This is a genomic window from Pseudoalteromonas luteoviolacea, from assembly GCF_021654285.1.
In the GTDB taxonomy this organism is placed as follows: domain Bacteria; phylum Pseudomonadota; class Gammaproteobacteria; order Enterobacterales; family Alteromonadaceae; genus Pseudoalteromonas; species Pseudoalteromonas luteoviolacea_J.
Genome location: NZ_JAKFZS010000068.1, coordinates 1 through 6,381, shown reverse-complemented (window position 1 = coordinate 6,381; position 6,381 = coordinate 1). Strand labels below are relative to the sequence as shown.

Below are 6,381 nucleotides of genomic sequence, written 5' to 3'. Positions count from 1 at the left end.
TATAGTCAGACCAGTTCTTAATTTTCTTTGTCATGATGGCTTGGGTTGCGTTATTGTTGTTTGATCTGATCACGCAAAAGGTCAGAAGTTCAAATATTTAGGAAACAAGGCCCCACATAAATTGAATCATCAATGAAACATTTTTACATTCTAACCATTCGTCTTTCGTCATATGTTTGATTGTATACCTAATCCCTTAATAAACGTCGAAAAATAGTAGGCTAAACTGAGCAAAAAATGAGTACTAGCCTACTCATTATTTAATTAACTTGTTAGCTATACTTTAACTCGTTATCTGTAATAACTAATATATCGTCGATAACTTCACCATCTAAAAGCGTCTGCCAAGAATAATATCCAACTTCTTCCTCTTCGAGTAGAATATTTAAATTGGTTTCAATATATGAAACTTCGATGTATTCGTGTTTAAAACATAGTTTGTGAGAATCAAATTCGAATTTAAATCTATCGGTTATTGAGTTATCAATTCCAAAGTCCTCGGAAGCGACCCACAATTTAGCTCCAGCAATCGCATTTGAAATCAAATTCTGTTGAGCTGCGATCTGTTCTAGATTTGTAAGCAAGGTGTCCATGTCAGTGCAAAGTCTCTTTTGTATAGCTAACGGCGAAAAATAGTAGGCTAAAATCTGCGACGGAGGAACGCAAGCCTACTGTTTTGCATCCACAGCTTAATTAATTTGTTATTTTTCTTTATTCTCTGTTATTTCTGCAAACTTGCCTGATATCTTTTGACCTTGGATTTTATTTGAGTACCAATAGTAAAAAGGAAAGCCAAGTACGGCTGAAAATGCAGTGCCAGCAGCAGATCCTATAGGAGTTAAAAGTAAAGCAAGTATCCCTTGTTCAAGTTGGCCTGACTGTATCGCAGTTAAAAAGACGAGTGCAGCACCAAATAAGCCTGCACCAAAGCCCAAAATTGCAGAAATGGTGACAATAGAAATAAAGTCTAGCTGACTTCTAAAGCTTCTTTTCACAAATGCCTCCTGAAACATAACGCCCATAGCTGCGGGCAATTTGTAGCGAGGAACGAGCGGAAAATTGTTCCGCCAGACTACGCTTGTTATACGTTGTGACCATAAAGCACCATTGCATCACGTGCGACCAAATGAACCTCTTCGGATATTTCTCCCTGTGTAGGCTCATTTACAATTCTTGTTATTTCACTCATCACCTTACTAAAAGAATGAGCTTCTAAATTCACCACTAGATTGTTAATTACATGGTATTTCCAAATATCATCATTACCCGATAAAATTTTCTTCACTACTGGGACTATATCGTCTCCCGCCTTTACCAGTCGAAGCGCCACATGCTGGGCTACCGGCCAATTGATATCTTGCAACCACTCAGCCAACTCTAAAAGATAAGGCCGGATCTCTTCGTTAGAAGCGCTTTTTAGCTTCTCGATTGAAGTCAAATCACTTTTTATTTTAGGTAAAAATTCCATTATTTGCCTTTGTATAACGCGCCACCAAACCTAAACCATTGCACCTTAAACACAAAACCTAGCCTTGAATTGAAACCGAAAAGCGTTGGGAATCACTCTTAAATGCTTTATTACGTTTTGTTTGTTGCTATTTTTTGCCATACCTTATCAAATTCCTTTTCAGTCATTTCAATGCAACAACCAAAACTATTATCAGATAAATTGCCATCACTTATAACCCCTTCAGGCAGCTGACCATAAGAATCTGCCAAGTGATTTTCAGAGTATTTGAGCACATTTCCATTTGGTTTAATTTCTATGCTTCTGGAAACGTACCCTTCATCATTAATTTCCCAGTATGATTGAATATCTTGCGCCAACCCAACTGAATTACCTTTTGAAAGGTATCTTATAAATTTCACCACTACACCTTAAAAACATAACATAGCAAGCAACTGCGGTTTAAACTGGCTTATAACGCAATCTAAGGACCCTTTAAACCGTCAGATTACCTTGCATTGTTAGTATTTAGTCTTCGTCTTCCGCGCATATTATACCTATGCTTTTTCCATCGATTACCACAACTGCCATCTCCATTGTTGATTGGGTTATAGGGTTCCAACTCGCTGAGTGCTCGGAAATATGGCCATTAGATAGAAATTTGGAATTCCGTGGGTCGAACTGACAAAGAAACTTATCGGCTATATGCTTAGCTGTTTTAAGGGGCATCATTTCAACGCTATAAGCTAAACTCTTGTGGAGTATCATTGATAACGACTCCGCAGCTTCCTCTTTATTAAGTATATGCCATCGCTTGTCTAGGCCGTTGAACCCAAACTTTTGAACATATCTATCTGCACACTCAAACTTAGATTTTGATGGTTCCCTTATTAAGTCCATATCAACCGTAAGTATGCCCTCAATATCTTCATGCGAGTCTAGAAAACTTTTAATTTCTTCGTAGGTTTCCATATAAATGCTAACACCTTAATAAACAGCAAAAATGGTAGGCTAAAATAAGCAACGAAGGAGCGCAAACCGACTATTTTGCGTCCATAGTTTAATTAATTTGTTATAACTAAATGACACCAAACCTTTCAGGTTTTAATGCAAAAGAGCCTTCGGATTCGAAAAGCTTTAGCGCTAATGCTTCTGAACCATTCGCCTTTGCATATTCAAGTTCTTGAGCTGTAATACCAGCAATTTGTAGTATGTCAACTCGGCCTGATTCTAAGTCAAAGTATTCAGGATGCTGGATAGGCTTTACAACCATAAGGCTAGAAATGTTTGGTTCTATTTTCATTGGAATACGGTCACCATAATCAATTAGTGGTTTTTCGCCATAATGCCCAACGGAAACCAGTATATTTAAAGCCACTAAACTTCGTAATGTGTTTATAGCACAGTCACTTTTTACCTCTGTTTCAAGGATAAATTCCGTACCGAAACCTGAGTACTCCTGAGGAGCATCAGACTCCCATGTATTTGACATACCAGAAGTAACATAAACCCATGTTTTCCTGTCACTGGTGGGGGCACACTTAAAAACACCAAAATGCAACCACCGGGGATCGATATCATCGATACCAAATTGGTTCTTAAAAAGAGAAGCATCTAAAGGATAAATACCTTCTCCAGTTCCGCCAAACAATTCAGGATATACTCGTTCTTCTCTTTGTTCCCACGAATCTTCCAGCAGACTCATAATCTTCCTTTAGTTATAACGCCGCAAACAAACGGCTAAAAATAGTTGGCTAAAATTTGTGAGGTGCGAACAAAGACAACTGTTTTTGTCCACACTTTTAATTTGTTTTGTTAGTGTTCGTTTTTCGACTTTATCAAGAATTTCAATGCGTCATACTTAACAAATGGCGACATGACATAAGCAAGTAACAAAGAGTCTGCAACTAGAATCCATGTGAAAACAACCGATTTATCTTCTGAGTTACATAACTCGTTAAAGAATATTTCAAAGCAAACACCATCCGGTGATGACAAAATATATATTGCCACTCCAAACAAAGTTAAAGCGACGAGCACTCTTTTGAACATTTCCTTTTTGAGTTGTCGGCTAGCTCTAATTCTCAACTAAAACTCCAAGAACACCAACGCCCTGTTAATAGGCAAGTTTGCTGGGTTGATTTTTGCCTGCGAAGCAGGAATGTAAAAAGCGACACAGTGAAATTTGTCCTTATTTAAGAGCTTGTTATACGTCATTTTTCGCTAATTTCTCAAGCGTATTATCCATGTACGGGCTCTCTCCATTAAACAACAAATACGCAAGCTCGTTTAAAATCATCAAAGCTTGTTTATATTTTTCTGGCTGAGGTCGCGGAAAATTTTCATTGCTAGACCATTCTTTCACCCATGTGTCCATCGACCAAAAACCTTGTGCTATCCACATATCAATCGCTGGTTTTTGATTTTCTAGCATTGCTACCTCGTACATGAGTGAAGTGCATTTGTAAAAAGCGTCCCAATCCCACTTTAATTCACACCTTAGGGTAATTAAGAAAGAGTTTTCACCCGCTTCGAATTCATTTCTAAGTTTATCGTACACTCGAGGGGACCCTTATGACGTATAACATTTTTATCTACGACAAATGTCGCATAACAACAGCGTAATGTCTGACACACAACAACAGCTTTTCAGATACGCTCTTTAATACCCTAACCATAACAGTATGTTAAGCGAAAGTCACCATTTCAGAAACAACCAAGGTATGTCAATTGTCGTATAATAGTGATATCTAAAAAATACTGAGTTCTGTATGTATACACATGTAAAAGTTCAAAATAAAACTAGTTATGAAATCACCATTTTTATCCATTTTTTAGGTACATATGTATACGCAAATATACGCCAAAAGCACCATTTCATGTTACCTCTATTGGATAACCGCCTTTATTCGATTTCATAATTTATTGCACCCAAAAACACTTGGTGAGGAGGCGGTAAAACAGTTTTTAAGTCACCTAGACAACCAACAAAACGTGGCTGCGAATACACAAACTCAGGCCGCTTGTATATATGTATAAAGAGATCATTAAACAACCCTTGAGTCTATCGCTTAAATTTAATAAAAGGCACCACCAACTAAAAGCTACCATTTGTACTAACTAAACTGGAAATTGCAGCACTGCTAACATAGTGCTCTCATCAATATTTACTGACAGTATCTTTACTTTATAGCAGTGGTTTGAGGCTTATGGGAGTAAAGCTTACGAGTACAAGATAGAAAGACTTACAGCAGTAAATTTATGCCTGTCCCATTTTAGCTCTTCAAGGTGAAGATACCAAACTCCTATTGTACACATAACGCTGCGCTTAACTGGCGCAAAATAGCAGGCTAAAATTAGCGACAAAGGAGCGCAAGCCTGCTGTTTTGCCTCCATTGGTTAAAACGTTTGTTAGCTGCCGTTTAACAGCTGTATTGCTAATTGTTTATTAAAAACATCTAGTGTTGAAGCAGAACCCCATGGTTTTTCCATTACCCAATTTGGTAATTCAGTTTGAGATTTAACTGAGGCGAAAACAATAAACAAAAGAACTTGTGTATCATTAGGGTCTATTTTGTTTAACTCTAGAGCATATTCTAATGCTTTTTTATAATCTTGCTGCTGAACAGCAATCACATAGTCACTTTCAAGTTTCGTCCAGATTTTAGTTATATCATCAGCAAAACAAGAAGAACTAAAAAATAATGCCATTACAAGTATCTTACGCATAATCCCTCGTGACTGCTAACGCCTCAGTTAAAAGGCAAAATTTCGTTAGCTATAATGTGAAGCGGAGCGAAACCAGCCAACTGAATTTTGTCCGCTTTTAAACTGATTGTTATATGGCTTAATCACCGAGGTAATTTTTAAATATTGTTTCTAAAGAAATTGAATTTGGATGCTTAAGGTCAAAACTACGGTAGTATGTTTTTATATATTCTTCTGTTGGGCAGAATGGCTTCGTGACTTGAGCAGGAGTATTGTGAATTGCATCCATTAAATCTTCAACTAGCTCTGAATCTAGAGTGTTTGCCCGTTTGAATAGACCAAACAACGTAAAACTTTTAGGACTTCTCGTTTTAAAACCAAGCGAACGAAGATACATGGTTACCTGAGTCATAACCTCCAAGTGAGCTAAAGCATCTTTACTTAAACTTGACTCCAACACTTTACCTCGATTGCCATATAACGCCGCAAATAAACGGCAAAAAATTTGTTGGCTAAAATTAGCTGCGAAGGAGCGAAAGCCAGCGTTTTACGCCCTTTTGAGTAACTTGTTATATTCACGAAAACACCTTATCAATGGATTCCCTGTCATAATCGAGTATTAAATGATTATGACTCCTATACAGAGAATCTAAAGGTTCTTTGCGATTTGAAACTACATCCATGCCGCGATCATCATAAAGATTTAATACAAGTTGTTTTGTTCTGTTTATAAGGTAACACTCACCATTTAGCTTAGGCTGTAAACTTGAAAAATCAGTGTTGATTATAGCTTTAAAAAGTTGTTCAGTGTCTATTTCAGTAGTTTTGATACCCGAAATAGTAGCTCTTTTCCAGCATTCACTTTTGTAATCTAAGTCTTCAGAATAGATTTCACGATGATCGGATAGCTCGATCTTAGCATTATCGAGTGAGTTCAACTGCTTGAAGATAAAGCTGCGTTTCTTTATTTTTCTTCGTCCGTCAGAAAAAATTTGATATGTAATGGCGATGTCATCACTTGCCTCAAATACAGCGTGGAAGATACTCATTGCTCTTTCTAGTGCAACGCTAAAATACTCACTGTTTAAGGACTTACTTTCATCATTCCAAATTTCTAGATCGGATGGACCTATCTCAAACCTCAACCCAAAAGGAGATTTATAAAACAACGGTCGTTCTAATTTGATTTCAGGGTCATCCATTCATTCGATAGCTCCAAAGTGAAT

Annotated in this window: 11 protein-coding genes; 1 reads left to right on the top strand and 10 read right to left on the bottom strand. The window is 37.2% G+C overall.

The features are described from left to right. Positions 1-272: 272 nt before the first annotated feature. The 7 genes from L1077_RS26965 to L1077_RS26935 form a co-directional block, all read right to left on the bottom strand. Entirely contained in the window at positions 273-593 is a 321-nt protein-coding gene (locus L1077_RS26965) for a hypothetical protein (RefSeq protein ID WP_237139851.1), read from the bottom strand. A 108-nt stretch (positions 594-701) separates the two neighbouring features. Next, positions 702-995 (bottom strand): hypothetical protein, encoded by a 294-nt coding sequence (locus L1077_RS26960; protein ID WP_237139850.1) that lies wholly within the window; start codon positions 993-995, stop codon positions 702-704. A gap of 86 nt (positions 996-1,081) precedes the next feature. Continuing rightward, positions 1,082-1,468 carry a DUF5071 domain-containing protein gene (locus tag L1077_RS26955; RefSeq protein ID WP_237139849.1) on the bottom strand — a complete coding sequence of 129 codons (387 nt, stop codon included), beginning with the start codon at positions 1,466-1,468 and terminating at the stop codon, positions 1,082-1,084. A gap of 110 nt (positions 1,469-1,578) precedes the next feature. Next, entirely contained in the window at positions 1,579-1,869 is a 291-nt protein-coding gene (locus tag L1077_RS26950) for a hypothetical protein (RefSeq protein ID WP_237139848.1), read from the bottom strand. A 106-nt stretch (positions 1,870-1,975) separates the two neighbouring features. After that, the gene (locus tag L1077_RS26945) at positions 1,976-2,419 is read right to left on the bottom strand and encodes a hypothetical protein (protein WP_237139847.1); all 444 of its coding nucleotides are present in this window, start codon (positions 2,417-2,419) and stop codon (positions 1,976-1,978) included. Positions 2,420-2,525: 106 nt separating this feature from the next. Then, positions 2,526-3,152, bottom strand: coding sequence for a suppressor of fused domain protein (locus L1077_RS26940; RefSeq protein ID WP_237139846.1), 627 nt, complete (start codon positions 3,150-3,152; stop codon positions 2,526-2,528). 501 nt (positions 3,153-3,653) lie between these two features. Next, positions 3,654-4,007, bottom strand: coding sequence for a hypothetical protein (locus L1077_RS26935; RefSeq protein WP_237139845.1), 354 nt, complete (start codon positions 4,005-4,007; stop codon positions 3,654-3,656). Between the two features lie 284 nt (positions 4,008-4,291). Between L1077_RS26935 and L1077_RS26930 the strand changes: the two genes are divergently transcribed. Then, complete coding sequence (locus L1077_RS26930; RefSeq protein ID WP_237139844.1) at positions 4,292-4,486, top strand: site-specific integrase; 195 nt, start codon at positions 4,292-4,294, stop codon at positions 4,484-4,486. A 372-nt stretch (positions 4,487-4,858) separates the two neighbouring features. Here the strand turns inward: L1077_RS26930 and L1077_RS26925 are convergent, their stop codons facing one another. From L1077_RS26925 to L1077_RS26915, 3 genes are all read right to left on the bottom strand, one after another. Next, positions 4,859-5,176: a hypothetical protein gene (locus L1077_RS26925; RefSeq protein ID WP_237139843.1), complete on the bottom strand. Its 318-nt coding sequence runs from the start codon at positions 5,174-5,176 to the stop codon at positions 4,859-4,861. Positions 5,177-5,294: 118 nt separating this feature from the next. Then, positions 5,295-5,612, bottom strand: coding sequence for a hypothetical protein (locus L1077_RS26920; protein WP_237139842.1), 318 nt, complete (start codon positions 5,610-5,612; stop codon positions 5,295-5,297). Between the two features lie 118 nt (positions 5,613-5,730). Beyond that, the gene (locus L1077_RS26915) at positions 5,731-6,357 is read right to left on the bottom strand and encodes a DUF3885 domain-containing protein (protein ID WP_237139841.1); all 627 of its coding nucleotides are present in this window, start codon (positions 6,355-6,357) and stop codon (positions 5,731-5,733) included. Positions 6,358-6,381 lie beyond the last annotated feature (24 nt).

Bases quoted from the DNA above. Each gene is read 5' to 3' on its own strand.
- L1077_RS26965 (WP_237139851.1), bottom strand. From the start codon at position 593: ATGGACACCTTGCTTACAAATCTAGAACAGATCGCAGCTCAACAGAAT.
- L1077_RS26915 (WP_237139841.1), bottom strand. From the start codon at position 6,357: ATGGATGACCCTGAAATCAAATTAGAACGACCGTTGTTTTATAAATCT.
- L1077_RS26940 (WP_237139846.1), bottom strand. From the start codon at position 3,152: ATGAGTCTGCTGGAAGATTCGTGGGAACAAAGAGAAGAACGAGTATAT.
- L1077_RS26945 (WP_237139847.1), bottom strand. From the start codon at position 2,419: ATGGAAACCTACGAAGAAATTAAAAGTTTTCTAGACTCGCATGAAGAT.
- L1077_RS26955 (WP_237139849.1), bottom strand. From the start codon at position 1,468: ATGGAATTTTTACCTAAAATAAAAAGTGATTTGACTTCAATCGAGAAG.
- L1077_RS26930 (WP_237139844.1), top strand. From the start codon at position 4,292: ATGTATACGCAAATATACGCCAAAAGCACCATTTCATGTTACCTCTAT.
- L1077_RS26925 (WP_237139843.1), bottom strand. From the start codon at position 5,176: ATGCGTAAGATACTTGTAATGGCATTATTTTTTAGTTCTTCTTGTTTT.